Annotated in this window: 22 protein-coding genes; 16 read left to right on the top strand and 6 right to left on the bottom strand. The window is 72.2% G+C overall.

Annotated features, from left to right (window positions below; genetic code table 11):
- Positions 1-40: 40 nt before the first annotated feature.
- The 3 genes from ABD151_RS11830 to ABD151_RS11820 all read right to left on the bottom strand — a co-directional run bounded on the left by ABD151_RS11830 (position 41) and on the right by ABD151_RS11820 (position 5,403).
- Positions 41-3,379 (bottom strand): HtaA domain-containing protein, encoded by a 3,339-nt coding sequence (locus tag ABD151_RS11830; RefSeq protein WP_343994549.1) that lies wholly within the window; start codon positions 3,377-3,379, stop codon positions 41-43.
- Between the two features lie 219 nt (positions 3,380-3,598).
- Positions 3,599-4,231, bottom strand: a complete 633-nt coding sequence (locus ABD151_RS11825; RefSeq protein WP_343994547.1) for a response regulator — start codon at positions 4,229-4,231, stop codon at positions 3,599-3,601.
- Positions 4,228-5,403, bottom strand: coding sequence for a sensor histidine kinase (locus tag ABD151_RS11820; protein ID WP_343994545.1), 1,176 nt, complete (start codon positions 5,401-5,403; stop codon positions 4,228-4,230). The genes ABD151_RS11825 and ABD151_RS11820 overlap by 4 nt, the downstream gene beginning before the upstream one ends.
- A 111-nt stretch (positions 5,404-5,514) precedes the next feature.
- Here ABD151_RS11820 and ABD151_RS11815 point away from each other — a divergent pair, with 111 nt between their 5' ends.
- The 3 genes from ABD151_RS11815 to ABD151_RS11805 all read left to right on the top strand — a co-directional run bounded on the left by ABD151_RS11815 (position 5,515) and on the right by ABD151_RS11805 (position 8,641).
- Complete coding sequence (locus ABD151_RS11815) at positions 5,515-6,486, top strand: SMP-30/gluconolactonase/LRE family protein (protein ID WP_343994543.1); 972 nt, start codon at positions 5,515-5,517, stop codon at positions 6,484-6,486.
- Positions 6,483-7,766, top strand: a complete 1,284-nt coding sequence (locus tag ABD151_RS11810) for an ankyrin repeat domain-containing protein (RefSeq protein WP_343994541.1) — start codon at positions 6,483-6,485, stop codon at positions 7,764-7,766. Before ABD151_RS11815 ends, ABD151_RS11810 begins: the two co-directional genes overlap by 4 nt.
- Before the next feature lie 65 nt (positions 7,767-7,831).
- Positions 7,832-8,641 (top strand): hypothetical protein, encoded by an 810-nt coding sequence (locus tag ABD151_RS11805; protein WP_343994539.1) that lies wholly within the window; start codon positions 7,832-7,834, stop codon positions 8,639-8,641.
- Positions 8,642-8,680: 39 nt separating this feature from the next.
- Here ABD151_RS11805 and ABD151_RS11800 read toward each other — a convergent pair whose 3' ends face one another.
- Positions 8,681-9,667, bottom strand: a complete 987-nt coding sequence (locus tag ABD151_RS11800) for a glycoside hydrolase family 6 protein (protein ID WP_343994537.1) — start codon at positions 9,665-9,667, stop codon at positions 8,681-8,683.
- A 31-nt stretch (positions 9,668-9,698) separates the two neighbouring features.
- Between ABD151_RS11800 and ABD151_RS11795 the strand changes: the two genes are divergently transcribed.
- From ABD151_RS11795 to ABD151_RS11750, 10 genes are all read left to right on the top strand, one after another.
- The gene (locus ABD151_RS11795; RefSeq protein WP_343994535.1) at positions 9,699-10,691 is read left to right on the top strand and encodes a nitronate monooxygenase; all 993 of its coding nucleotides are present in this window, start codon (positions 9,699-9,701) and stop codon (positions 10,689-10,691) included.
- 122 nt (positions 10,692-10,813) lie between these two features.
- Positions 10,814-12,103 (top strand): TolB-like translocation protein, encoded by a 1,290-nt coding sequence (locus tag ABD151_RS11790; protein WP_343994533.1) that lies wholly within the window; start codon positions 10,814-10,816, stop codon positions 12,101-12,103.
- Positions 12,100-12,585: a hypothetical protein gene (locus tag ABD151_RS11785; protein ID WP_343994531.1), complete on the top strand. Its 486-nt coding sequence runs from the start codon at positions 12,100-12,102 to the stop codon at positions 12,583-12,585. The genes ABD151_RS11790 and ABD151_RS11785 overlap by 4 nt, the downstream gene beginning before the upstream one ends.
- 74 nt (positions 12,586-12,659) lie before the next feature.
- Complete coding sequence (locus ABD151_RS11780) at positions 12,660-14,684, top strand: sensor histidine kinase (RefSeq protein WP_343994529.1); 2,025 nt, start codon at positions 12,660-12,662, stop codon at positions 14,682-14,684.
- Positions 14,681-15,343, top strand: coding sequence for a response regulator transcription factor (locus tag ABD151_RS11775; RefSeq protein ID WP_343994527.1), 663 nt, complete (start codon positions 14,681-14,683; stop codon positions 15,341-15,343). The genes ABD151_RS11780 and ABD151_RS11775 overlap by 4 nt, the downstream gene beginning before the upstream one ends.
- Before the next feature lie 112 nt (positions 15,344-15,455).
- Positions 15,456-16,163 (top strand): hypothetical protein, encoded by a 708-nt coding sequence (locus tag ABD151_RS11770; RefSeq protein WP_343994525.1) that lies wholly within the window; start codon positions 15,456-15,458, stop codon positions 16,161-16,163.
- Positions 16,163-17,932 carry a hypothetical protein gene (locus ABD151_RS11765; protein ID WP_343994524.1) on the top strand — a complete coding sequence of 590 codons (1,770 nt, stop codon included), beginning with the start codon at positions 16,163-16,165 and terminating at the stop codon, positions 17,930-17,932. Before ABD151_RS11770 ends, ABD151_RS11765 begins: the two co-directional genes overlap by 1 nt.
- A 441-nt stretch (positions 17,933-18,373) precedes the next feature.
- Positions 18,374-18,751: a type II toxin-antitoxin system RelE/ParE family toxin gene (locus tag ABD151_RS11760; RefSeq protein ID WP_343994522.1), complete on the top strand. Its 378-nt coding sequence runs from the start codon at positions 18,374-18,376 to the stop codon at positions 18,749-18,751.
- A complete protein-coding gene (locus tag ABD151_RS11755; protein WP_343994521.1) occupies positions 18,744-19,082 on the top strand; it encodes a helix-turn-helix domain-containing protein in 339 nt (112 codons plus the stop codon). Before ABD151_RS11760 ends, ABD151_RS11755 begins: the two co-directional genes overlap by 8 nt.
- An 8-nt stretch (positions 19,083-19,090) precedes the next feature.
- Positions 19,091-19,384 (top strand): plasmid mobilization protein, encoded by a 294-nt coding sequence (locus ABD151_RS11750; protein ID WP_343994519.1) that lies wholly within the window; start codon positions 19,091-19,093, stop codon positions 19,382-19,384.
- On the opposite strand, the gene ABD151_RS11745 is transcribed toward ABD151_RS11750, so the two are convergent.
- Together ABD151_RS11745 and ABD151_RS11740 are read right to left on the bottom strand one after the other, a co-directional pair.
- Entirely contained in the window at positions 19,361-19,792 is a 432-nt protein-coding gene (locus ABD151_RS11745; RefSeq protein WP_343994517.1) for a hypothetical protein, read from the bottom strand. The genes ABD151_RS11750 and ABD151_RS11745 overlap by 24 nt on opposite strands.
- A gap of 7 nt (positions 19,793-19,799) precedes the next feature.
- A complete protein-coding gene (locus ABD151_RS11740; RefSeq protein WP_343994515.1) occupies positions 19,800-21,590 on the bottom strand; it encodes a GNAT family N-acetyltransferase in 1,791 nt (596 codons plus the stop codon).
- A 105-nt stretch (positions 21,591-21,695) separates the two neighbouring features.
- Here ABD151_RS11740 and ABD151_RS11735 point away from each other — a divergent pair, with 105 nt between their 5' ends.
- The 3 genes from ABD151_RS11735 (at position 21,696) to ABD151_RS11725 (ending at position 23,666) form a co-directional block, all read left to right on the top strand.
- Positions 21,696-22,475: an alpha/beta fold hydrolase gene (locus tag ABD151_RS11735; RefSeq protein ID WP_343994513.1), complete on the top strand. Its 780-nt coding sequence runs from the start codon at positions 21,696-21,698 to the stop codon at positions 22,473-22,475.
- A 65-nt stretch (positions 22,476-22,540) separates the two neighbouring features.
- A complete protein-coding gene (locus ABD151_RS11730; protein WP_343994511.1) occupies positions 22,541-23,215 on the top strand; it encodes a lysoplasmalogenase family protein in 675 nt (224 codons plus the stop codon).
- Entirely contained in the window at positions 23,202-23,666 is a 465-nt protein-coding gene (locus ABD151_RS11725) for an NUDIX hydrolase (RefSeq protein WP_343994509.1), read from the top strand. Before ABD151_RS11730 ends, ABD151_RS11725 begins: the two co-directional genes overlap by 14 nt.
- The last annotated feature ends 64 nt before the right edge of the window (positions 23,667-23,730 follow it).

Here is a 23,730-nt window from a genome sequence, read left to right as displayed (position 1 = left end):
GCCGGTCGGCCCGCGCCCCTCGTCTGCCTGCTCAGCCGCCTCAGCGGACCCGGAGCACCACCGCCTTGCTGGTGGTCGCCCGCAGGCGCGGGTTCGCCACGACCTTCACCGTGATCCGGTGCGACCCGCGTGCCAGCCGCGGCAGGCGCAGCACGGTCTTGCCCTTCGCGTTCGGCTTCAGGTTCGCGCGGAGCACGACCTTGCCGCCGTCACGGACGACGACCTTGCCGGTGGCCCGGATGCTGCTGCCGGGCAGGGTCGCGGTGATCGCGAGCTTCGCCCGCTTGCCGGCACCCACCTTCTTCGCGGGCAGTGCGACCTTCACCTTCGGGGCCGTCTTGGTGATCCGCAGCGTGTCGCTGTCGGTGGACGGCTGGAGGCCCTCGCCGGCGAACTGCGCACGCAACACGTACGAGCCGGGGACGACGCCGGCCGGCGTGGCGCTGGTGGCCAGGCCGTTGAGCACGCGCGCGGTCCAGGTACGGCCCGCGGCGGTGAGGGTGACGGAGCCGTTGGCCGGCTTGCCGTCGTCGGAGCTGACGGCGACGCGCAGGCGGGCTGCCTGCCCGAACGGCGTGGCCCCGGCGACGAGCACCGTGGTCCGGGTGGAGACAGGCTCCGGGTCGGTGCTCGGCTCGCCGACGACGTCGCCGAGCGCGACGGTGCCGCTGATCGGGTCGAGGGCGCTGCCGGCCGGGTAGAAGTCGGCGAACGCCGGGACTCCGGCCGCCGTCAACGTCGCAGGCACCTCGGTCAGCGTCAGCGCGTCGCCGAGCGCCCGCACCGCCTCGCCGGTCTGGAGGTCGGCGAGCACCACGTCGTCGAAGGTGGCCAGCGAGCCGCTGCTCAGCCCCCGGGAGACGACGTCGGCGACGAGGGTCGAGCCCTCGGCGTCGATCACCACGCGCGGGTCGGTGATGGTGAGGTCGAGCTGCGGACCGCTGCCAGTGTCATGACCGGTGAAGCGCACGCTGCCGCCGAGCTCGATGGTGCTGGTGCCCTCGGGGCTCCACTCGCCGTCGACGACCGGGAAGGCGTAGGTGCCGTCGTCGTTGGTGGTGACGCCCCCGGTCACGGTCACGGTGCCGTGGGCGATCGGCCCGGTGATGTAGTTGCGGAACGAGGCCTTCACGCCCCAGTCGATGGTGCCGTCGGTGATCTCGCGACGCTCGACGGTGGGCTCGGCGACGGTCACCGTCGCGCGTGCGCTGATCACGCTGCCCACGGGGTTGGTCAGGCGCGCCCGGAAGGCGGTGCCGGACAGGTTCGCGTCGACGTCGTCGAGTCGCAGGGTCGCGCCGGTCTCGCCGGGGACGTCGTGCCAGACGCCGCCGATGCGCTGCTGCCACTGGATCGTCGGTGCCGGGGCGCCGTCCGGCATCACCTTGAGCTCGACGCTCTCACCCGGCGCGGCGGCGACGTCGGCGGGCTGGACCATGATCCGCGGCGGGGTGCGCAGGGTGAGGGTGACCCGCTCGCTGGCGACGCGACCGCCGGTGTTCTCCGCGATCACCCGATACTGGCGGCCCTGGTCGGCAGCGCTGACCGTGTCGGTCAGGGTGTCGCCGTCCACGCCTTCGGTGACCTCGGCCCAGGCCTGTCCCGGGGTGCGGGTCTGCCAGGTCAGCGCCGGAGCGGGGGTGCCGGAGACGGCGGCGTTGACGGTGACCTCGGAGGTGTCATCGGCGATCGTCAGGTCGGCGGTCGGGGCCTCGGGCTGCTGCGTGAAGGCCGGGCTCTGCGCGATCGGTCGCACCGTGACGAGCTGGCCTTCGCGGATGCCCCAGATGTCGCCGTCCTGGTTCAGGCCGACGACGAGGTTGTTGCCGTAGGAGCCCGTGTCGAGGCCGCCGCGGGCCACGAGCCGGCCGCGCTCCAACCGGGTCAGGTTCTGGCCGGAGTCGGTGATCGCGACCAGGGTGTCGCTGGCCCAGTCGGCGGTGATCATCGAGCGGGTGCGGTTGGAGTCGGTGTCGACCCGCAGTTGAACGGGCTCGGTGGCGTCGCCGAGGCGACGGTTGTCGGCATAGCCGACGTACGGGAGGAAGACCGCGCTGGCACCGGCGCTGACGGCGTAGACACCGTTCCGAGTGCCGAGGATGCGCTCCGGCTGGAGGGTTCCGGTCTCCGCGAGCGGCTCGCCGACGAACGTGTTGCCCACCTGTGCGAGGCGCTGCAAGGGACGGACCCCGAAGAGGGTGGTGGCCAGGATCGCGCTGCGACCGGCGCCGTCGGGGACCGCCACCAGGTTGACGATGGCGTTCTCCCAGGTGCTGGTGCCGGGCTGGCTGATGGTGAGCGGCCCGATCTTGCTGGCGGTCCAGGCGCCGCCGTCCTCGACGACCTGCCACATGTCGGTGGCGCTCGCGGAGCGGGTACGCGCCACCAGGTAGCGGTCGTGTGCGGCGTCCCAGGTGCCCGCGCTGCCGCTGTCGTAGTTCAGGTCCGGGGCGTGGCTGCCGGGGACCTCGGTCATCGTCAGGGCCGTGCCGTCCCAGGCGAACGTGGCCAGGCGTCGGTCGTTGGTGTTGGTGGTCGCCGTCGCGGCGAAGATGGTGTTCGTCCCCGGGTCGATCGCGATCGAGTCGCGCAGGATGTCGCCGGTGACGCCGGGACCCTTCGTCCACGCGCTCAGCGGGGCCAGGGTCTCCGGATCGAGGATGGCGACCGCGAGACTGTCGTTCCAGCCGACCAGCTCTCCGCTGGAGAGCCTGCCGACGATGCGATGGGCCGTCGAGGCCGGCTGCGGGTCGGCAGCAGTCGCCTGATGCACCGTGGCCCCCGCGACGTCCCAGGTCTCGCCGACCGGCTTGCCGCCCGGGCCCTGGTAGCCGAAGGTCACCGGGTCGACGACGGTGCCGGCGGCGTAGTTGAAGATCCGCTCGCCCTCGGAGGTCATCGTGGCGGTCAGGTCGGACCACCGGGTGGCGCCGCCGGCGACGACCGGCGCGGCGTCCTCGACGTCGAGGTCGACCAGCGGGACGTCGTCGAAGGTGACGATGTCGCCGCCGGCGATGGGTCGGCTCTCGGCGTCGACGAAGACGCTGGCATGGTCCTCGGTGATCTCCACGCGGACGTCGCTGAGGGTCAGGTCCAGGTCGCACGGGCGCACGTTGGTGCCGCCTGCTCCATGGCAGTGACCGAGGAACTCGATGGTGCCGTCGAAGTCGACGACGGTGGTGCGGGTGACGTCGTCGTAGCGCCCGCCGGCGACGGGCAGATGGAACGTGCCGTCCTCGTTGCGGGTGGCGCCGTCGGAGAGGGTCGTGCCGCCGGGGCCGATGTAGTTGCGCCAGGAGGCCTTGACCCCCCAGTCCAGCCCGGAGCCGGTCGTGATCGGCGTCTCGGCTGCCTGGGCTGGGGCTGCGGTGAAGGTCAACGCACCGAACGTGCTGAGGGTGAGGACGGACGCCAATGACGCGGCAACGGGGGCGCGCCTGTGGCGGAGGGATCCGGGCATCTCGGGTGCCTTCCATCTAGAGTTAGGTAAGGCAAACCTAAGGCATTTTCCTTTGTAGTCGACAAATTGTCAGAATCTGAGATGCTCCGTTCAATGTGACCTCAGCGCTGGGGAAACGACGGTTTCCGCGCGCTGAGGTCACATTGAGCTGCGGATGATGCGTTGCTCGATCGCGGCAGCGACGGCGCCGGCCCGGGTGTCGACGCCGAGCTTGGTGTAGATGTGCGACAGGTGAGACTTCACCGTCGCCTCGGAGACGAAGAGCTCGCGGGCCATCTCCTTGTTGCCCAGGCCGCGCGAGAGCAGCTCCAGCACCTCGACCTCGCGCTCGGTGATGGTGGTGGCGCCCGGCGTGGTGCGCCGGACCAGGGTCGCCGCCACCGACGGCGCCAGCACGGTCTCGCCGCGGGCCGTGGCGCGGACGCCGGCGAAGAGCTCGTCGGGCGGAGCGTCCTTCAGCAGGTAGCCGCGGGCGCCGGCCTCCAGGGCGCGCAGGATGTCGGACTCGGTGTCGTAGGTGGTCAGCACCAGCACCTCGGGGCTCTGCGGCAGCGCGCGGACGGCGGCGGTCACGGCCGCGCCCCCGGGTTGCCCCGCACCGAGGCTGAGATCCATCAGGACGACGTCGGGCCGGTGCGCGTGCACCGCGGCCAGCGCGGCATCCATGCCCTCCGCCTCGCCGACCACGGACAGGTCGTCCTGGCTCTCGATCAGCGCGCGCAGCCCGGCGCGGACCACCGGATGGTCGTCGACCAGCACGATCCGGATCATCGGGCCGCCTCCGTGCCGGTCGGGAAGCGCACCGAGACCGTCGTCCCCTCGCCCGGCGCGCTCTCCACCTCGGCTTGCCCGCCGAGCGCCCTCGCCCGCTCCCGGACGCCGGCCAGCCCGCGTCCGCGGGTGCCGTGCGGCGCGACGTGGTCCGGGTCGAAGCCGCAGCCGTCGTCGCGCACGTCCAGCACCACCTCGTCGAACTGATAGGTCAGGGTCACCGCGGCGCGGCTCGCTCCGGCATGCTCGCGGACGTTGGCCAGCGCGCCGCGGGTGGTGCGCACCAGGGCCGCGGCCACCTCCGGGGCGACCGGCGTCGCAGCGCCGTGGACGCGTACCTCCACGTCGAGCCCGGCGATCGCCCGCGACTCCTCGGCCGCCCGGCGCAGGGCGTCGACCAGGGCGGTGCCGGTGCGATCCTCGGCGAGCTCGACCGGGGCCAGGTCGCGCACCACGCGCCGCACCTCGTCGAGGCCGTCGCGCGCTGTGGCCGCGGCCACCCGCACGTGCTCGCGGGCCACCTCGGGCTGCTGGTCCCAGGCCCGCTCGGCTGCCTGCAGCAGCAGATTGATGCTGGACAGGCCCTGGCCCACGGAGTCGTGGATCTCCCGCGAGAGCCGGGTCCGCTCGGCGAGCGCGCCGACCTCGGCCTGCGCGTGCTGGCGTGCTCGGGACTCGAGCTCGAGGGCCCGGTAGGCCAGCACGGTGACCAGCGCGACGCCGATCGGGCCGGCGACCTGGACCGGGTCGAAGCCGTCGCTGATCCGCTGCCAGGCGGTGGTCAGCAGCACCGTCATCGCGACCACCACCGCGACCGCCCAGGAGAACGGCAGCACCTGCAGCACCGCGAACGCGACCGGCACGGCGCACCAGGCGAACGAGGGGGCGATGGCGGTCAACGCGCCCCAGAGCACCACCATCGCCGTCACCCAGGCGGTGGGCCACCAGGGGCGGTCGCGGAGCAGGCCGCGGGTGGCGTAGGCGACGCCCAGGGCCACTGCGCCCGCCAGCACCGCGATCGCGGAGGTGCCGAAGGCATGCCGGTCGAGGTAGCGGATCGCGCAGGCGGTCAGCAGCACCACGAGCACGACCAGCAGCCAGCGGTCCAACCGGGCCGCCGGGGCGAGGATGCCGTGCTCGCCGGGGCGAGAGGCGGAGCTGAGTGCAGACATGGCGCCGCCAGCCTAGGCAGGCCGCGATCCGGCACGCATCATCCGATCGGCTATCGCACGGTGGCCGGCTGCGCGATGTGCTGGCACCGTTGGTGGCCGGAGGCTGATGTCATGAACCGAAACCAGCTCACCAGCGCACTGCTCGCGGCGACCGTCGTCGCCTCCTCCGCGATGGCGACCGCCTCCGTCGCCTCCGCCCACTCGCCTGCGCGGCCGTCGACCTACCTCCTCACCGGCGACGCCGACAGCCCGGTCGGCTCGAAGTTCGAGGGGATCGGCGCCGACGAGCGCCGCGGCCTCTTCTACGTCAGCGAGGTCACCGGCGGCGAGATCCACCGCGGCTCGGTGGGCTCGGCGCAGACCCAGGAGTGGATCGCGGGCGACGGCACCGACGGCCGCTACACCGCGCGTGGGATCACCGTGGACCGCCAGGGCCGGGTCTACGTCGCAGGCGGCCCGAACGGGATCGGCACCGGTCGCCCGGATCTGTGGGTCTACGACGCACGGGGCCACCTGCTGGCCGCGCTGCGCGCGCCCGGCACCGACGTCTTCCTCAACGACGTGGCGATCGGCCCGGACGGCGCCGCGTACTTCACCAACTCCAATGACGCCCAGATCTTCCGGGTCGCCCCCGGTCGCCACGGCTGGCAGGCCAGCCTGTGGGCCGACGCCACCGACACCATCGCCCGCGAGGCCGGCTTCAACCTCGGCGGCATCGTGCTCTCCGCGGACCGCAGCGGCTTCGTCGTGGCGCAGGGCAACGTGGGAAGGATGTGGCGCTTCGACGCCCGCACCGCTGCGGTGCGGGAGATCGCCGTCGACACCGACCTGGTCAACGCCGACGGTCTGGTCCGTCAGGGCAACCGGCTCACCGTGGTGCGCAACTTCAGCAAGATGATCGCCACCTTGCGGGTCTCCGCCGACGGACGGCGACTGACGACGCTGAGCCAGCGGGCCAGCGCTGCTGATCGGGTGCTCACCACCGCGAAGACGCTGCGTGGTCGGATCCTCTACGTGGACAGCAAGTTCGACGAGGCCGTGGCCAGCGGTCCCTACCAGGTCATCACCGACCCGACGCGATGAAGCGACTCCTGATCGCCGCGCTGCCGCTCGCGCTGGTCCTCACGGGCTGCGCGGGCGGCGGTGCGCAGGACGACGCGGCGCCGCAGCGGCCGACGCCGGACAGCGCGCCGGCCAGCGAGCCGGACGACGACGCCTCGGCCGGGGAGTCGCCGTCCGCCGCGCCGTCGTCGCGGACGCCGCTCTCGCAGGCCACCCTCGACGCGCGGCTGCGGGACGCGGCCTGGGCCGACGACGTGGCGCGAGCGCGCCGGCTGATCCGCCAGGGCGCCGACGTCAACGCCAAGGACGAGACCGAGCAGTCGGCCTACCTGGTTGCGACCAGCGAGGGCTACCTCGACCTGCTGCGGCTCACCCTGCGCAACGGGGCGCGGGTCGACGCCTTGGACAGCTGGAACGGGACCGGCCTGATCCGCGCCGCTGAGCGGGGGCATGGGCTGGTCGTCGGCGAGCTGCTGCGTGCCGGCATCGACCGCGACCACGTCAACCGGATCGGCTACCAGGCGATCCATGAGGCGGTCTGGCTCGGCAAGGACGACGCCTCCTATGCGACGACGCTGCGTGCGCTGGTCGCCGGCGGCGTCGAGCTGGACCGGGTCTCGCCGTCGGCCGGGCTCACCCCGATGCAGATGGCCCGCACCCGCGGGTACCGAGGACTGGAGAGGATCCTGACCACCGTGACCACCGCCAAGCCGCCCGCCGATCCGAGCTCCGCGCTGCTGCGTGCCGCAGAGCGCGGGGACGCCGACGCGGTCGCCGTCGCCCTGCGTGCCGGCGCCGACATCGAGGCTCGGGACGGCAACCGCCGTACCGCGCTGCTGTTGGCGAGCACCTTCGATCACGTCGCCGTCGCGCGACTGCTGGTCGCGATGGGCGCCGACCCCGATGCCCTCGACGACCGGCACGACACGCCCTGGCTGGTGACCGGGGTGACCGGCAGCGTTCCGATGCTGGAGGCGCTGCTGCCGGCGAACCCGGACCTGACGATCGTCAACCGGTACGGGGGTCTGTCGCCGATCCCGGCCGGCGAGCGCGGCCACGTCGACTACATCCGCCGCGTCGTGCGGACCGACGTCGATCTGGACCACGTCAACAACCTCGGCTGGACCGCGATGCTGGAGGCGGTGATCCTCGGTGACGGCAGCGCCGACTACGTCGAGATCGTCCGGCTGCTGTTGGCAGCGGGTGCCGATCCGAGCATCGGGGACCATGACGGCGTCACCGCGCTCCAGCACGCCGAGCGGCGAGGCTTCGAGGCGATCGCTGCGCTCCTGCGCGGGTGAGGCGCCGCGGGCCTGATCGGGTCTACGATTCCCTGGCTGATCGTCTGCGGGGAGAGGAAGTCCGGATGAGGCTCGCGTTCGCGTCCACGGTGGTGTTGGCGGCGACGGCCGTCGTGGTTCCCTCGGCTCCTGTCGCCGCGACCACCTATGTGGGCGACTGGCGGATGACCGTGCACCAGATGAACGAGGAGTACGACTACTGCGAGGGCGGGGTCTGCGGCACGACCTTCCACATCCGCACCAACCAGCCGGTCTACGAGGCCGGCGGCGACTGGTACGAGGTGGAGATGTTCCTCGACGGCGAGCCGCTGTATGGCGACACCGGGCGCAGCGACGTCTCGCACATCGACCCATCCTTCGCCGGGGTCCGGGCGATCGCGCAGACCGGCGAGTTGGCAAAGGGCGTGCACACGCTCCGGCTCGACTGGTACTACCAGGGCGTGTGGACCTGCGGCCCGGCGGTTCCCGAGGGCTGTGCCTGGGTCGGTCGCGAGCGGGTCAAGAAGACCTACAAGTTCCGGTGGGCGGGTGGCGCGGACCAGACGGTGCGCCCGTACCGGGTGCCCGCGTCGTCGGTGAGCATCAAGGCCGCCCGCTCCGGCGCGAAGGTGCGGGTCAGCGGCACCGTCAAGGCACAGCGGCTGCGCTCGGACTACTCGCTGAACACCGCCTACAGTCCGGTCCGGGCTGCGCGGGTGACGTTGCAGAGCTACTCGACGGCGAAGCGGAAGTGGGTCAACCGGACCACGGTGCGCTCCACCAAGCGGGGCGTCGTCTCGGCCCGGATCACGACCCGGAGCACCAAGCTGCGCTGGGTGGTGGCGGCCAAGAGTGGTGCCTATGCGTCCTCGCGTTCGAAGGCCGTTCGCCGCTGAGCGTTCGCGGGTGAGCCGTGCACCGTCGCGGTGAAGCGCTCAACGCAGGAGCCGGAGTGCTCCCTGCGGCCACCAGGCGCCGGCGTTCGGTCCGCCGTGGCAGGGGCCGTCGGACTCGCCGGGACGCTTGATCCAGAGCAGCGCGTCGACCCCGCCGCGGTCGACGACGCGTGGCTTCGCGCCGATCCGGGCGTGCGGCGGGTTGCACCAGGCAGCGTCCTTGGCGGGGCCCGCGCCGTTGCGGGAGATATCGATGACCTGGCGCTTGTGCCTGATCCCCAGTGCGGCCAAGCGGGTGCGCACGGCGCGGCCGAAGCGCTTCTCGCTGGCGGTGGTGCGGAAGTTGGAGACGTTGGTGACGAAGCCGCGGGCACCGGCGACGCCGGATCGCTTGAGCCGCTTGGCGATCACCGGGGCGCTCTGCCAGTTGGAGTGACCGGCGTCCAGGTAGACCCAGGCGCCGGCCCGGGTCAGCCGCTTGACCGCGAAGCGGAGCAGACCTGCCCGATCGCCCTGCCCGGCGCAGTCGCCGAGGCTGGCCACGGCGTCCGGCTCGAGCATCACCATCGCCTTGCCGCGCTTGAGGCCCGCAGCCACCTTGGTGATCCACGCCTTGTAGGTGCGGGCCCGGTAGCCGCCGGCGGAGTGGAGGCTGCAGTCGCGCCCGGGGATCGCGTAGACGACGAAGACCGGCGTCCGCTTGGCGCGGGTCGCGGCGCTGACGATCTGCCGCACGTAGCGGGTGGCGTCGCCGACCGGAGCGGTCTGCTCGTTGAGCCACACCGCCTGCGGGGTCCGCGCCAGCACCTGGAACCGCTTGTCGCCCTTCGCCGCGTAGGCGGCCTGCGAGCCCGGGTCGGCCCAGGGCCTGCGGGTCAGGCGCGGGTCCTTGGCCTGCTTGGCGGCGTGCGCCGTCTGGGGTGTCGCTACCCTGGCTGAGGTCGGTCCGGGGGCGATGAGGAGCATCGCCGCCGTCAAGCTCAGCACGGTGATCGCGGTCGTCAGGGCACTCCGCTTTCCGGGCATGGGACGACCTTAGTCGCAGGGAGAGTGCGTGGTGCAGTCATCGATCTGGGTGGCGCCGATGGCCGGTGGCCCCTCCACCCCGGCGTTGGTGCGTGCCGCTGCTGAGGCTGGTTCCCTCGGGTTCCTGGCCGGCGGGTACAAGACGCCCGACGCGATGTCCGGTGAGGTGGCCGAGCTGCGGGCGAGCGGGGCGAGCTTCGGACTCAACCTCTTCGTCCCCGCCGATGAGCCACCCGATGTCGAGGCGCTGCGCCGCTACCGCGCGAGCCTGGCCGGTGAGGCCGAGCGCTACGGCGTCGCCCTGCCGGAGCTGAGGCTCGACGACGACGACGCGTTCGCCGCCAAGGTGGAGATCGCGGTCGGGGCCGCGCCGACGAGGGTGAGCCTCACCTTCGGCCTTCCTGGGGGCGACGTCGTGCGCTGCTTGCAGGCGGCCGGTTCCCTGGTGGTCGCCACGGTGACCTCGCTGGCGGAGGCGCGCGCCGCGCAGCAGCTCGGCGTCGACGAGCTGATCGTGCAGGGCGGCGACGCGGGCGGGCACTCGGCCACCATGTCTCCGGTCGGCTATCAGGGACGGCGACCGGCGCGGGAGCTGGTGGCGGAGGTGGTCGCAGCGACTCCGTTGCCGGTGATCGGCGCAGGTGGCGTCGGGACGGCGGCCGATGTCGCGGCGCTCCTGGACGCAGGCGCCCGGGCGGTGCAGGTCGGCACTGCCTTCCTGCTCGCCGATGAGGCAGGCACCAGGCCCTTGCACCGCGAGGCGTTGCTGGCCGGTGACCGCGACACGGTGGTGACCCGGGCCTTCACCGGCCATCCCGCCCGCGCGTTGCGCAACCGCTTCACCGACGAGCACCCCGACGCACCACTCGGCTACCCGGCCATCCACCACCTGACCTCGGGCCTGCGCGCCGCCGCTGCCGCGCAGGGCGACGTCGAAGGCATGCACCTGTGGGCCGGTGCCCGCTACGCCGAGGTGCGTCCGGGCTCCACCGCCGAGATCCTGGCCCGGCTCGACCCGCGGTAGTCCGCGCGAACAGGTAGCGGCCGGAGACCCGCGTAACGGAGAGCGGTGCGCTGGTCCCGTCCCGGTTGATCGGGCCGCCGGACTCTGGTTCCCGGGCCGCTGGGCCGACCAGGGTCGACGACATGCAACGCACTCGAGTGACCGCACTGGTCGCGCTGACCCTGCTGGCCGGGCTCCTCGGCGCACCGGCAGCGACGGCAGGCGCGCCGTCCCTCCCGCCCGATGCCGCCGTGGACGCGGAAGCGGGCACCATCGTCTTCCTCAAGCAGCACAACGTCTACGTGGCGCGGCCCGACGGCACGGGGGCCCGCCGGGTCACCAGTGACGGAACCTCCGCGCGGCCCTGGCGCTCACCGAGCGGCACCGACAACGGACTGATCGTCGCCGCGCGGGGAACCCGGGTCTACCGGATGGACCAGTGGGGGATCGTGCTCAACAGCTTCGACCCGCCGGACCTCGTCGACTCGGGTGGCGACCGGATCGGCGGCGCCGTTGCGCACGCCGTCGTCTCACCTGACGGCGCCCGCATCGCCTACACCTACCAACACCACACCTGCCCGCCGCGCGGCGCCTGCCGGCTGCGCTGGGCCACCGCGGTGAGTGCAGCGAGCCGGCTCACCTCGCCCTACGACCTGGGCGTCAACCACTACGAGAACCCGTCCTGGGTGACGCCGACGCGCCTGCTGCTCAACGGCGTGGGCTACGACTCCATCCATGTCTTCGATCTGGCGGCCGGAGCACGGTTCTGGTTCCACGACGCACAGCCGACCACCGACTACCACCCGCTCTTCGAGCCGGTCGTCTCGCGAGACGGAGCGATGTTCGCGGCGGTCCGCGGTGAGGGGGACCAGGCGCACATCGTCACCGCCAGCGTCACCGGCAACATCCGCAGCGGTCCGACGCCGACCTGGCCGACCTATCGCTGTGGCACGAGCGCAGCGGCCGGTTTCGGCTCGCCCACCTTCGCCTCCGACGGCAGCGCCCTGGCCTGGCAGGAGGCGGATGGCATCTGGGTGAAGCCAGCACCGCTGGACTGCGACCTCCAGCCGGCCCTGGCGATCCCGGGCGGCAGCGCACCGCACTGGACCCCGGCCGCGTTGCAGGGCACGCGCCCGGACCACCCCACCCCGATCGGACGCTTCGCCCTCGTCGGGGCACCGACGCTCAAGACGAGCGGCGTCCCCCGGGTCGGCAAGCGGCTGCGCGCCACCTCCGGCTCCTGGACGCCGGCGCCGAGTCGGATCCGCTTCCAGTGGTTGCGCGACGGTCGGCCGATCAAGCGCGCCACCGCCGCGAGCTACCGGCTCAAGCGAGCCGACCGCACCCACCGGATCAGCGTCCGGATCACCGCCCAACGATCGGGCTACCGCGCCGCGGTGGCCACCACCCGCAGAGTGAAGGTACGTCGATGAGAAGTGTGCATGCAGCCCTGGCCGGCCTGATCCTGGCCGTGACCGTCACCGGTTGCGGGGGCGACGACCCCGCCGAGGACCCCACCCGGGCCGAGGGAACCGCGGGCCAGGGTGGCGCCGATCCCGGGGCCGACGACCTGCCCGACGTTCCCGATCAGTGCCGGACCCCGTTCCCGCAGGCGTTCGGGCCGGCCGACCTCGCCGACCTGGCACTGCTGCCCGACGGCTTCCCGCAACCACCGGTCGAGGCGACCCTGTGCATCACGGCCGAGACCGTCGGCGGTTCCCGGGAGACGGCCTCCTACGCCACGTCTGCCACCGAGGAGGAGGTCCTGGCCGGCTACGAAGCGGCGCTGGCCGACTACGCCGCGGCCCGCGAGAGTGACGGCATCGGCCGCCCGATCATCACCGCGAGCGACGGTGCCCTGATGATCCAGGTGACGCCGCAGGACGGCGGGTTCGTGCTCGCCTTCGCGCGCTGAACGGCATCGCGGTCACCTCGGCGGTCCTCGAGAAGTCACCCGCTGCGGCAGGCGGATCCACGATGATGTCGTACGTGTCCGCGCTCGTGCCAGCCCAGGACCGCCCCGGCGGCGGGGCCGCTGCACGGGTCGCTGCGGTGCTCGGTGTGGCCCAGGTGTTGCTGGCCGCAGCCACGGTCATCGTGCTGCTGGCCACCGCCGACGTCCGCGATCCGGGCTTCGAGATCCATCGCGAGCTGGCGCCGATCGACGTGGTCGCCTGCCTGCTCTACGGCCCGCTCGGCGCGTTGATCGTGGTGCGCAGCCAGCACGCGGTGGGCTGGGCGTTCCTGGTGATCGGCGCGGGCTACGGCGCCACCGCTGCCGGCATCGCCTGGACGCTGCTCTGGTCCGGCAATCCGGAGCTGCCCGGCGCCGGGATCGCGGCACCGATCCTGTTGACCGGATGGACGACCGCCACCCTGGTCTCGGCACTGGTCCTTCCCTTCCTGCTCACGCCGCAGGCACCGACCGGGTGGGCACGGCGGCTCGCCGTCGCCGGCAGTGCGGTGGTCGTCGCCGCCAGCGCGATCCGCTTCCTGATCCAGACCGACGGCGCACCGACCCATCCGCTCACCGGCGGTGGCCGGGTCTCCGACATCGCGTACGTCCTCGACGCCGCGCTGATCCCCGGCTACTTCCTGCTCGGTCTGGCCGTGGTCGGCTGGCTCGGCCACCGGCTGCGGAGCGGAGACGCCGAGCAGCGGCGCGGTCTGGCCTGGCTGCTGTTGGCCCTGCTGGCGGTGACCTTCGCCTACATGACCTTCGAGATTGGGGTCAGCCTGGAGGGGAGCTGGTTCGCCGTCGGCATCGTGTTGCTCTCGGTGGCCGAGGTGATGCTGCTGGCGGCCGTCTTCGTGCTGATCCGTCGGCAGCCGTCGTGGCAGATGGACCTGGCCATCTCCCGGACCCTGGTCGGCCTGCTGCTCACCACGACCTTGGTCGCCGCCTACGTGCTGTTGGTCTGGGCACTCAGCCAGGTGGTGGCCTGGCGTGCCGAGTCCACCGGGATCGTGGTGGTCGCGGTCCTCGCCCTCGCCGTCCTGCCGTTGCGCGACTGGCTGCAACGTCAGGTGGAGCGCCTGGTCTTCGGCTCCGGAGCCGATCCCACCGCGCTCCTGGAGCGGGTGGCCCAGGCGCTGGCGGACGGCGACCCGGAGACGCCGCAGCTGCGTGGCCTCCTCGAGGCGTTGCGCAGCGCGCTGCGCCTGGCTCGGGTGGAGGTCAGCGTGCACGGAGCCACGGTCGCCACGGCCGGGCGCCACGAGCCCGGCGACGCCGACCGTGCCGTGCGGCTCGAGCTCGACCCACGCGGTGCCGGGCTGCTCCGAGTGGTCCCCCCGCGTGGCGAGCGGCTCGATCCCCGCACGGTGCGGCTGCTGCGCCAGATCTCCGGGCTGGTCGCGGTGGCGGCGCAGCTGGACGAGGCCAACCGCGCCGTCGAGGAGGCGCGGGCCCGCGTCGTCGAGGTCCGCCAGGAGGAGCGCCGCGTCCTGCGCCGCGAGCTGCATGACGGTCTGGGCCCGGCGCTGTCGGGGACGGCCTTGGCGCTGGCGGCGCTGCCGGCGACCTCCTCACTCAGTGAGCCGGACGCGCTCCTGGTGCAGCGGCTCATCGAGGAGTTGAGTCGCCGCGCTGACGACGTGCGGCAGATGGCCCGCGTGCTGCTTCCGCCGGCCTTGGACGAGGGGCGGCTCAGGGAGGCGTTGGAGCTGCTGGCACAGCGCTACTCGAATGCCCGCTTCGCCGTCCGGATCGAGGCGGCGGACGCCGACCGGCTCGACGGAACCCATCAGATCGTCATCTATCAGATCGCCGCCGAGGCGGTCCGCAACGCCGAGCGGCACGCCGGCGCGCGGCACTGCCTGGTCCGGGTGGCGCTGCCGGAGAGCGGCGGGGTGCTGCTGCAGGTGAGCGACGACGGCCGCGGGCTCGACGAGAGTGCCGCGACCGGGATCGGGCTCGCCTCGATGCGGGAGCGGGCCAGCGAGCTGGACGGCACTTTCGAGGTGCAGGCAGGGGAGCAGAAGGGGACGCGGGTGGTGGTGATGCTGCCGTGAGCGAGAGCGAGCAGATCCGGGTGCTGGTCGTCGACGACCATCCGGTCTTCCGGATCGGGATGGCGGCGCTGTTGCGCTCGCTGCCGGACGTCGAGGTGGTCGCCGAGGCGGCGGACCGGGCCGAGGCGTTGGCGGCCGTCGAGAGTCAGGCACCCCAGGTCGTGCTGATGGATCTGGACCTCGGCACGGACTCGGGAGTGGAGATCACCCGTGAGCTCTGCCGCCGCGACCCCACGCTCGGGGTGCTGGTGGTCACCATGCTCGGCGACGACGACTCGCTCTTCGCCTCGATCCGTGCCGGTGCCCGCGGCTTCCTGCTCAAGGGCGCCTCGCCGGTGGAGGTCGAGCGGGCGGTCCGCTCGGTCGCCAACGGCGACTTCCTGCTCGGTCCCCAACTGGCCCAGCGGGCCGCGCTCTACCTGTCCGGCTCGCGGACCCGCGGCGGGGTGGCCTTCCCCGAGCTGACCGACCGGGAGCGAGAGGTGGTGGACCTGGTGGCCCGTGGCTACGACAACGCCACGATCGCGCGCCGGTTGGTGCTGAGCAGCAAGACGGTGCGCAACTACGTCTACGGGATCCTCGCCAAGCTGGACCTCCCGGACCGCGCCCAGCTGATCGTGCGGGCTCGCGAGGCAGGGCTGGGTGACGACGCCCCGTAGCCGCACGGGGGCTCCGGGCCGTGCCCTGCGATGCGCGTCCCGAGCCGGCGTCCCGGAAGGTCGTGACAGACGGACCTGACACCCGGGCCGCCGCGCGCAACAGCCTGGCGGAATGAACGAAACGACCTCTCTCACCTCGACCCGTCCGGAGCCGCTCGGCGATGAGCGCTCCGGCTTCACCGCCTGGCCGCTGCTGATCACGCTCTGTGGCGTGCTCGGCCTGCTGGCACTGTTCTTGGAGGGCCGTCCCGACGGCGACGCCGACTTCGAGTATCCGGTCACCGCCGAGGACGTGCTCGGGCTCGACTACGTGCCGTACCGGATCTCGGGGGCGCTCGGCTATCTGCTGGCGATCCTGCTGTTGGTCACTGCAGCCGTCTGGCGGCACCGCGTGGAACGCCGGTTCCCGGGCTCCGTGGGTGCCACGGTGGTCTCGCTCGGGGTGGTCGCCACGGCCGGCATCACGGCGCTCACCTATGGCTGGCGCGGTGCCCTGGGCAACTACATGCCCGGCGCTATGGAGGAGGAGACCTACGACGCCGAGGGCCTCTACAACTACTACATCATGACCGACTTCAGCCCCTACATCGCCTTCGTGCCGCTGCTGGCCTCCGCCTACGCCCTGGCCTGGATGGCCTTCAAGGAGCGCCTGGTCTCGCGCGGTCTCGGTGCGGCGTCCGCGGTGCTCGCCACCGCCCTGCTGGGCGCGGTCCTGGTGCTCGGTGTGCCGGGCCTGCCGGCGATGGTCCTGGTCGGCCTCGTCGTGGCCGGCATCTGGCTGGCCTTCGGGCGCAGCCCGATCACGGCAGGGCCGGCCTGATGCGCGCGGTGCTCGGGGCGGTGCTGGCCGGTGCGACGCTGATCGCCACCGCGGCACCCTCGGTGGCCGACCCTCCTCCCGGCGGCGACACCAACCCGCCGAACATTCACCTCGACCTTCCGCCCAGCCCGTGGCAAGGCTGGTACCCCGGACCGGTCACGGTCACCCTCTCGGCCAATGATGGTGCCGGCGTGGAGTACTTCAGCTACCGGTTGACCGGGGCCCAGAGCGGCGGCGAGGAGGCCGAGACGGGTCCGTTCGTCGTCACCATCGACCAACCCGGGCAGACCACGATCGAGCTGGAGGCGCGCGACGTCAACGGCAATGTCGCGACCCGCCGGTACGGAGTCGGCCTGGATCTCGCAGATCCTCAGCTGACCGTCGGTGGCACTCTCGTCCCGGGCGCCGTGCTCAACCGCGGCGACCTGCGCTACCTCGACTACGGCTGCGCCGACGCCGGCACCGGGCTCAGCTCGTGTGCTGCCACCTTGGACGGTCGGCCGTACTCCTCGGGCGCGGCGGTCGACACCAGCAACACGGGAACCCACACCATCGGTCTGACCGCGGTGGATCGGGTCGGCCGGACCACGCAGCGCACCATCACCTACCAGGTGCGGGTGCGTCCGCTGACGGTGATCAGTCCGCCACGGTTGGTGGGCGATCCGACCCAGGCCCGGGTCGGGGTCCCGTTGACGGCTACCGGCGCCGTCTTCGAGCCGACGCCCGGCTACTTCATCTACCACTGGTACGTGGACGGTGTGAAGGTCTCCGACGGGGACACCTTCACGCCACGGGAGCAAGACCGCGGCAAGTCGGTCTCGGTCTCGGCGTTCGGCTCGTTGGCCGGACCGGACTACGACCAGACCGAGACGGCGCAGGTGGGTCACCTGGTCGTGCAGCAGGGGCAGCTGAGGATGTCTCGAGCGCCTGGCATCGACGGCGCGCCGACGGCGGTCTACGCAGGGGAGGAGCTTCGCGCGACCCCGGCGACGTTCCTTCCGCCCGCCGCGGCGGTGGTCTACCGCTGGTACGCCGACGATCAGCAGGTCGGTGTGGGCACGAGCTACATCCCCGGGCCCGGGGACGTCGGACGCCGGATCTCGCTGACCGCCACCGGAACCCACCCCGACTTCCTCGAGCTCACCACCGAGCGGACCCCCGCCGTGCCGGTGCTGGCCAACCAGTTCGACCTGGTCGCTCCACCGCAGGTCACCGGGCAGGTCCGGGTCGGCCAGCTGTTGACCATCACCGGGGCGGAGGTCGTCCCGACTGCTCAGAACGTGCAGAACCTGTGGAAGATCGGCAGCCAGACGGTCGAGACCGACGCGCCGAGGCTGACGCTCACTTCCGCGCACGCGGGACTGCGGCTGAGCTGCATGCAGGTCTTCACCAAGCCGGGGTTCGACGAGCTGCGCACACCGTGCACCTTCCCAGGTGGCGCGACCGAGGTAGCCGTCCCGGTGGTGACTCAGCCGGAGCCCAACCCCGACCCGCAGCCTGGTTGGCGGCTGCTGGGCCGCGCCACTATCAGCGGCAAGCCGGTGACCGGTCGCACCCTGAGGGCGGTCCCGCCGCGGACCTCCAAGCCGGCATCGCGGTGGCGCTACCAGTGGCTGCGCAACGGTCGGGTGATCCGCGGCGCCACCGCAGCCAGCTACCGGGTGCGTCGCGCGGACCGGGGCGACCGGATCGCCGTCCGGGTCAAGGCGTTCGCGCCGAAGCTGCCCGTGCTCACCACGATCTCGAAGGCGAGGCGTGTTCGTCGCTGAGGCATGGTGCGACGGCTAGCGCGGTGGCGGAGGGTGTCTCCAACCTCCGAGACATGCCCAGCTCGTTCGCCGTCGCCGTCTTCTTGTGGTGGCGGTCATGCGGCGCTTCAACTCGGGCCTAGGAACCGGTTCCGCCTCGTGGGGTGTGGACATTGGTCGAGGCTGGTCCGGCGGTGACGACCAGCCTCGACATGGCCGGGACCAGGACGGCGATGACGGTGCCAAGAGTGCCCCGCTTCGGCTGCACGGGGCGACCCTAGTGGCGCAGCAAGGTGGCTGCGTCGGGGCACAGGGGCTGGGTGGCGGGCGATGTGTCGCTCGCGACCGTCGGCTGAGCCCGCCTGTGGAGAACGGCCTCCCGCGGTCGGGAAGGTGGTTGGCTACCCAGAGGCGGCCTGGCAGCGGGGCCATTGCGCCACATTAGCCAAAGGTAATATTCTTGTGGCGAGATGGAACGTCATCCTGCTCACCGAGGTGGAGCACTGGTATCTCGAACTGTGCCGTCGGGATCCTGGTGCAGCCGCGAAGGTGGAGCAGGCGATCGAGTTGCTGGCCGAGGAAGGGCCGACGCTCGGACGGCCGTTCGTCGACAAGATCGCGGGCTCACAACTCCACAAGCTGAAGGAGCTGCGCCCGACGCGCAGCGGAAGTCACATCAGAATCCTGTTCGTCTTTGACCCGGCCCGCCAGGCGATCCTCTTGGTTGCGGGAGACAAGGCGCAGGGGTGGCGGCGTTGGTACGACGTGAGCATTCGGATCGCCGAGCACCGCTATGCCGCGTGGCTGAGCTCGCAGGAGAAGGGAATCGGAGATGACTGAGCGGGGAGGCCGTGGCCGCTCGTGGGAGGCCGTCAAGCGCGACGCCATCGCAGCCGGGCTCACGTCGAACGAGCGGATCGAGGAGGCGGGGGAGCAGGCCAAGCGTGAGCTGCGTGCCTATCGCCTGGCCGAGATCCGGAAGCGGTCCGCCGCGACCCAGCGCGAACTGGCTGCGCGGATGCACGTGACCCAGGGTCGGGTCTCGCAGATCGAGTCGGGTCAATTGGAGTCGTCCGAGCTCGGCACCCTGCGCAGCTATGTCGAGGCGCTCGGCGGGAGCCTGCGCGTGGTCGCCGACTTTGGTGACGTCTCGCTGACGATCGTGGACTGAGCTCGCCGATGGAGAACGGCTACAACGCCACGCAGGACCTTGCGGACTTTCAGGAGACGCCGGTGCCGGTCACGGTCACGCGCTCGGTGACCATCTCGGTCCGTTTCTCCGAGCAGGAGATCGGCGAGCTCAGGCGCAAGGCCGACCAGGCCGGCATCAAGGTGACCACCTTCATCCGGGCCGCCGCGCTGGAGGCAGCGAGTCCCGTCGACCGCGCGGCGCTCGGGGCGTTGGCGCGTGAGCTGGAGCAGCAGGCGCACCGGGTCGCCGAGGTCGCCTCAGGCGGCGGCGCGCCGGCGTAGCGGACGAACGACGTACTGGCGCACGAAGAGGGTCACCATCATCACGGTGAAGACGGCGACCAGGGCCAGCAGGCCGATCACTGCCACGTTGTGCCAGGTGGGCACCAGGTCGTGGTCGGCATTGCAGGGCGAGCTGAACGGCGGCAGCACACGCTCGTGCTCGACTGCGTACTCCCAGTCGACCTCCTGGCCCGCCATCGCGCAGGTCTCGCCCGTGTCCAACCCACCGGCGAAAAGCCCCACGAAGCTCAAGATCGCCGTCGGCGGCAGCAGCAGGACGACGCCGCTCAGGTGCCAGGGCCAGTGTCGCCACAGCCCCTTGAAGCCGGCCACCACCCAGAAGCCGATTCCCAGCACGTAGCCCAGCAGCAGGAGTGCGAGCACGAGCAGTGGAGCAAGGGCCTCCATCAGCCGCTCACAACGGCCGCTTCAGTCCCGCATGCGACTCCTCGTAGCCGAGGGCGCGGTAGAAGGCGCGGGCCTGCCCGCGGCTGAGGTCGGTGGTCAGCTGGGCCAGCCCGGCGCCGCGGGAGCGCCCGTGGCGGTGCGCCCACTCGAACATCGCCGTGCCCAGCCCACGCCCGCGCTCCGACGAGGCGACCCTGACCGCCTCGATCTGGAGCCGGGTGGTCGCGCCGCGGGAGAGTCCGGGCAGCACGGTCAGCTGCATGGTGCCGACGACCCGGCCCTCGGCATCGCTCACCGCCGCCAGATAGTGCGCGTCGCTGCGGTCGATCGCGTCGAACGCCGCCTCGTAGCGGGCGAGCTCGGCGCCCTCGCGACCTGCGCCCAGTGGGTCGTCGGCCAGCAGGGAGACCAGGGCCGGAACGTCGCGACGCCGCGCCCGACGCACCCGATACACGCGCGGCTCGCCGTCCGGCCCGCTCAGCCGGAGCCGTCCCCCCACCGAGGCACTCGCCTCCGCCTGCAGTCGCTCCACCACGCCGTCGAGCCACCTCCCGACGTTCTCCCGGGCCTCGGTCGTGTCGGGGTAGCGGCAGCGCAGGTGCAGGCCGGACTCGTCGAGCACGAACCAGAGCATCACGCCGTCGGTGAGGATCTGGGCGCCCACGTACTGCGAGGCCAGCCCGGCGGCGTCCACCCGCACCGGCAGCCGGCGCAGGTCCAGCCAGGAGATCGCGAACATGCCGGGGGCCTCCGGCATCCCGCCCCACGGCTGCAGGATGTCGGCCAGCGGCCATGAGCCGAGGCGGATCGCCTCCTTCAACGCCTCGCCACAGGCGAGGGGGTCGGCGTCCTTCGACTCCAGCACCGAGTTGGTGATGAACCAGCCCACCGAGTCGTGCCAGGTCTCGTCGTAGCGGCTGTGCACCGGGAAGACCGCGCGCAGCGGTGCGCCGGCCAGCTCTCCGGTGACCGCCGTCATCGCCGCCACCACCAACGTCAGCGTGGAGACGCCGCGTTCGCGGGCCTCGGCGGAGAACGCGGCGCAGGCGTCGACGTCGAGGACGTCGCGCACCTCCACCCGCTCCGGCTGTGGCCGCTCGACGTCGCCCAACGGCATCGGGAAGCGCGGCATCACGTCGCCCCCGTCGCGCAGGATCTCCGCCCACCGGCTCCGCACCTGAGCCGGTGCCAGTGCGCGATCGGCAAGGGCACGGGTGTGCGCGGAGAAGGCGGGCACCGGGGTCAGCTCCGGGGAGCGACCGGAGCGGATCGCGCCGAGCGCGGTCAGCAGATCGCGGGCGATCACCAGCATCGACCACATGTCGGTGTGTGCGTGGTCGGCCCCGATCACCACGGTCGGGCCGGTCGCGGTCTGCAACACGCAGAGCCGGTGCGACGGCGTCGCATAGGGCCGGCAGGCCACGTCCAGGACGTCGCGCAACGCCTGGTTGACCGCCTGCCCGGGCGCGATCGGATGCTCCACCCAGGCACCAGGAGTGACCTCGACCTCCTGCAACTGCGGCGGATCGCCGGGCGTCGCGGCGGGTGAGAAGACCGAGCGCAGGGTGCCGTGCCGCGCCACCACCGCAAGCCAGGCGGTCGCCAGATCGTCCAGGCCGACCTGATCGGGCAGGCTCAACGAGAGCGCCATCCACGAGCCCGGACGGTCGCCCGCCCCGACATGACGGGCCTGGTCGAAGGAGACCGGAAGCGGGCGGACCGGCGCCCCGACCCCCACGTCGTAGCCGAAGAGCCGGCCGAAGGGGAGCCGCAGATGCGCCACGTTGGTCAGCCTCATTCCCGTAGCCTAGGGCGTGTCCCCCAAACGGAAGTTGCCTGCTTGCGTGACCCCCGGCGCCCGTTTTCGAGACACGCCTAGGGCCCTGGGGAAGAGGAGACGGCGATGACGACGTTCGTGGTGCCGGGTGCCGAGCTGGACGTCGAGCTCAGCGACGAGGGCGGGCATCCCGTCGTCCAGCTGCACGGCCTCACCTCGAGTCGCTACCGCGACCGCCTGCTCGACCTGGACCTCGGTCGCGGCCTCAGCGGCACCCGGCTACTGCGCTACGACGCCCGCGGACACGGGCGCTCCACCGGGCGCGCCGTGGCCGACGACTACCGCTGGGACGTCCTCGCCGATGACCTGCTCCGGCTGCTGGACGCCTGGTTCCCCGGCGAGCGGGTGCATGGCGTCGGTCCGTCGATGGGCACCGGCACCCTCCTGCACGCCGCGGTCCGCGACCCGGAGCGGTTCAGCGGCCTGACCCTGCTCGTGCCGCCGACCGCCTGGGAGACGCGCGCCGCCAAGGCCGAGGACTACCGCAAGGCCGCGCGGGTCGTGGAGGAGATCGGGATGGAGGCGTTCGTGGCGGCCGGTCGTGCCACCGCTCCGCCGCCGGCCACCCTCGGCGCCCCGGAGACGGTGCCCGACGTCACCGAGGAGCTCCTGCCGACCCTGCTGCGAGGTGCCGCGCTGGCCGACTTCCCGGCCCCGGAGCTCGTCGCCAGGATCGCCGTCCCGGTCACCGTGCTGGCCTGGACCGACGACCCCGCCCACCCGGTCTCCACCGCGGAGCGGCTCTGCGCGCTGCTGCCTCAGGCGACGCTCCAAGTCGCGGCCACGCCCGATGACGTGGCGACCTGGCCCGCGGTCCTCTGCGACGACGTGGCCCGCTCCATGTGACCTCAGCGCGCGACATAGCGCTGTTTCCCAGCGCTGAGGTCACATGGAGCGCTTAGGGTTCCGGCATGCAACGCACTCTCGCCTGGGCGCTCCTCGCCGTCGTCGCGCTGATCCACCTCGGCGCGCAGCTCGCGGACGCCGACACCACCAGCGCGATCACCCAGGTGATGCTGATGCCGCTGGTCGCCGCAGTGCTGTGGCTGCATACCGCCGCACCCCGGCCGCGACTGGTCCGCCTCGGGCTGGTCGCGCTCGGCTTCTCCTGGCTCGGCGACACCCTGCCCCGCTTCGTCGACGACGGGTTCCTGCTGATGGTCGGCGGCTTCCTGGTCGCCCAGATCGTCTATGTCGTGGCGTTCTGGCCCTACCGCGCTCGCGCCACGGTGGCCCGGGCGCCGTGGCTGCTCGCGCTCGCGGCGGTGCTGGTGGTCGGACTGCTCTGGGTCTGCCGCGACGCCGGCTGGCTGCTGCCGGCGATCGCCGTCTACGGCTCGGCCCTGGTGGCGATGGCCCTGCTCGCGGACGGCGTCAACGCGCTGACCGGCTACGGCGCACTGGTCTTCGTCGTCTCCGACGCGATGATCGGCCTGGGTGCCTTCACCGACCTCGACATCGCCGCCTCCGGGTTCTGGATCATGCTCACCTACGTCGCCGCCCAGATGCTGATCGCGCTGGGCATCGCCCGGTCGGCGTCCGTGGCCCGCGGCGCCGGAGTGGAGCCGGCACATGCCGATTCCTGACTTCATCGTCGACCTGCGTCGGCGGATCGGGCACGACCCGCTCTGGCTCGCCGCGGTCACGGCGGTGGTGCTGCGCGGGAACGAGGTGCTGCTGGTGCGGCGCTCCGACAACGGCGCCTGGTCTCCGGTCACCGGAATCATCGACCCCGGGGAGCATCCCGCCACCACCGCGGTGCGCGAGGTGGCCGAGGAGACGGGGGTGCGCTGCACGGTCGACCAGCTGGTCTGGGTCAGCGTCGGTGATCCGGTGGTGCATGCCAACGGCGACCACGCCCAGTACCTCGACCTGGTCTTCCGCTGTCACTTCGTCGACGGCGAGGCGCGGGTCGCCGACGACGAGTCCAGCGACGTCGGGTGGTTCGCCGTCGACGACCTACCGCCGCTCAAGCCCGACCTGCAGGAGCGGATCGAGGTCGCGCTCGAGCATGCTGGGCCCGCGCGGCTGCACTGAGGCTGCTGGGGGCAGCGCTGCTCTGAGCAGCGCACCCTTTCCCGGTGCGCCGGCGCGCAGCACG

Origin of the sequence: Nocardioides dubius (genome assembly GCF_039528155.1) — a bacterium.
In the GTDB taxonomy this organism is placed as follows: Bacteria; Actinomycetota; Actinomycetes; order Propionibacteriales; family Nocardioidaceae; genus Nocardioides; species Nocardioides dubius.
Note: the sequence above shows the minus strand (reverse complement) of the source record. Positions and strands in the feature narration are given on the sequence as shown.

Excerpts from the sequence above, each read along its gene's own strand:
- ABD151_RS11825 (WP_343994547.1), bottom strand. The coding sequence starts at position 4,231 with ATGATCCGGATCGTGCTGGTCGACGACCATCCGGTGGTCCGCGCCGGG.
- ABD151_RS11820 (WP_343994545.1), bottom strand. The coding sequence starts at position 5,403 with ATGTCTGCACTCAGCTCCGCCTCTCGCCCCGGCGAGCACGGCATCCTC.
- ABD151_RS11815 (WP_343994543.1), top strand. The coding sequence starts at position 5,515 with ATGAACCGAAACCAGCTCACCAGCGCACTGCTCGCGGCGACCGTCGTC.
- ABD151_RS11810 (WP_343994541.1), top strand. The coding sequence starts at position 6,483 with ATGAAGCGACTCCTGATCGCCGCGCTGCCGCTCGCGCTGGTCCTCACG.
- ABD151_RS11805 (WP_343994539.1), top strand. The coding sequence starts at position 7,832 with ATGAGGCTCGCGTTCGCGTCCACGGTGGTGTTGGCGGCGACGGCCGTC.
- ABD151_RS11800 (WP_343994537.1), bottom strand. The coding sequence starts at position 9,667 with ATGCCCGGAAAGCGGAGTGCCCTGACGACCGCGATCACCGTGCTGAGC.
- ABD151_RS11790 (WP_343994533.1), top strand. The coding sequence starts at position 10,814 with ATGCAACGCACTCGAGTGACCGCACTGGTCGCGCTGACCCTGCTGGCC.
- ABD151_RS11785 (WP_343994531.1), top strand. The coding sequence starts at position 12,100 with ATGAGAAGTGTGCATGCAGCCCTGGCCGGCCTGATCCTGGCCGTGACC.
- ABD151_RS11770 (WP_343994525.1), top strand. The coding sequence starts at position 15,456 with ATGAACGAAACGACCTCTCTCACCTCGACCCGTCCGGAGCCGCTCGGC.
- ABD151_RS11765 (WP_343994524.1), top strand. The coding sequence starts at position 16,163 with ATGCGCGCGGTGCTCGGGGCGGTGCTGGCCGGTGCGACGCTGATCGCC.
- ABD151_RS11755 (WP_343994521.1), top strand. The coding sequence starts at position 18,744 with ATGACTGAGCGGGGAGGCCGTGGCCGCTCGTGGGAGGCCGTCAAGCGC.
- ABD151_RS11750 (WP_343994519.1), top strand. The coding sequence starts at position 19,091 with ATGGAGAACGGCTACAACGCCACGCAGGACCTTGCGGACTTTCAGGAG.
- ABD151_RS11745 (WP_343994517.1), bottom strand. The coding sequence starts at position 19,792 with ATGGAGGCCCTTGCTCCACTGCTCGTGCTCGCACTCCTGCTGCTGGGC.
- ABD151_RS11740 (WP_343994515.1), bottom strand. The coding sequence starts at position 21,590 with ATGAGGCTGACCAACGTGGCGCATCTGCGGCTCCCCTTCGGCCGGCTC.
- ABD151_RS11735 (WP_343994513.1), top strand. The coding sequence starts at position 21,696 with ATGACGACGTTCGTGGTGCCGGGTGCCGAGCTGGACGTCGAGCTCAGC.
- ABD151_RS11730 (WP_343994511.1), top strand. The coding sequence starts at position 22,541 with ATGCAACGCACTCTCGCCTGGGCGCTCCTCGCCGTCGTCGCGCTGATC.
- ABD151_RS11725 (WP_343994509.1), top strand. The coding sequence starts at position 23,202 with ATGCCGATTCCTGACTTCATCGTCGACCTGCGTCGGCGGATCGGGCAC.